Below are 462 nucleotides of genomic sequence, written 5' to 3' on the forward strand. Positions count from 1 at the left end.
TTCATACACAATGGTCGGGTCAATCCCGCCAGTATCCCAGCAGATACGGGATATCGACATTTCTGCACCATTCCGGCGGGTATAGGTTTTATTGATGGCCTCATCCACACGCAGCAGCGTCTGTTCATCGTCGTGGCGGCCCATAATAATCTGCCGGTCAATCAGCCAGCTTTCCTCACCCGGCCCCCATCCCCATACGCGCATTTCGTAGCGGTCCAGCTGGGAGTCGATACCGGCGGTCAGGTAAGCCACACGGTCAGGAACGGGCGCTGAATAATGCTCTTTCCGCTCTGCCATCACTTCAGCATCCGGACGTTCGCCAATTTTCGCCTCCCACGTCTCACCGAGCGTGGTGTTTACGAAGGTTTTACGTTTTCCCGTATCCCCTTTCGTTTTCATCCAGTCTTTGACAATCTGCACCCAGGTGGTGAACGGGCTGTACGCTGTCCAGATGTGAAAGGT

1 protein-coding gene is annotated in these 462 nt (G+C 54.8%); it reads right to left on the reverse strand.

What is annotated here, in order from left to right:
* Window positions 1-462, reverse strand: a 462-nt coding sequence (locus tag HCI85_RS20880; protein WP_167147926.1) for a terminase gpA endonuclease subunit, incomplete at both ends; no start/stop codon positions are given.

It is taken from the genome of Pseudomonas sp. OTU750018 (assembly GCF_011636575.1).
Classification (GTDB): Bacteria; Pseudomonadota; Gammaproteobacteria; order Pseudomonadales; family Pseudomonadaceae; genus Aquipseudomonas; species Aquipseudomonas peli.